1 protein-coding gene is annotated in these 936 nt (G+C 29.6%); it reads right to left on the bottom strand.

Annotated features, from left to right (window positions below; all coding sequences use genetic code 11):
* Window positions 1–99: 99 nt before the first annotated feature.
* Window positions 100–936 (bottom strand): ArdC family protein (locus B2U95_RS14065; RefSeq protein ID WP_296317245.1); only part of this gene is annotated, 837 nt, incomplete at its 5' end.

The raw sequence follows: 936 nt of genomic DNA, 5'->3' as shown, positions 1-936 counted from the left end.
CAAAAATTTTATTGATTTATGCGTACACTTATGATAGAGAGATAAACACAATGAGAAAGTTGTAGCCCACCACTTCTGAATAGTGGGCTTTAGGGAAGATTAAGCAACTTTTTTTACAGATTTTTCTTTTTGTAATTCAAGAATATGATTCACACCAGCTTGTGCATAAGCACTTGCTTTAAACATTACTGATGGGTCTTCTTTTATTCTTGATTTCCAAATATTAAGATATTGACAAGCATGTTTAGTAGGTTTCATTGAAACACCTAACATAGTTGATTGAATTACTGCACCTAACTCTGCAACTAATTCTTCAAAAGCATATTTGTCCATATCATCAAAATATTTAGATTTATATTTTTCATGACGATTACATCTATCTTCGTGAGCAGTCCAATGTGTTAGTTCATGTAAGATAGTAGCATAATAATTTTCAGTAGCATTACTGCCATCTAAATTATTAAACTTATCTTTAGTAACCATACCAATATAATCTAAAGACGGAACATAATAACATTTACCAGTATAAAGTTTGTTATCATATCTTATGTCAGCTTTAGTATTTTTGATGTACTGTTCAACATTAGGTAAAGTATCAGCACCATCTGAAACAATAATATCTTTATCGTTTAGAGTAGTTTGATCTAGATTAAACACATTATAGAACTTCATATAAGGAAATGTTTTATCTGTATCTTCACCTTTTTTATCTTTTACTTGGATCGTTAAAGGAGTCCAAAAAACAACTTGATGTGCTTTTTGACCTTTATTAACTTTACCACCATTTTGTTTTATTTGATTAAAAGTAGCATAAGTTGTTGATTTATACTTATTCTCTGATTGAATACACCACAGAATAAAAGTATTGATCCCAGTATAGTATGAACCACGAATATTTTTTGGCATACCTTGTTTAGACCAAGGACATAACCAATT

Origin of the sequence: Winogradskyella sp. UBA3174, from assembly GCF_002364335.1 — a bacterium.
In the GTDB taxonomy this organism is placed as follows: Bacteria; Bacteroidota; Bacteroidia; order Flavobacteriales; family Flavobacteriaceae; genus Winogradskyella.
This window is presented reverse-complemented; position numbering and strand designations above follow the sequence as displayed.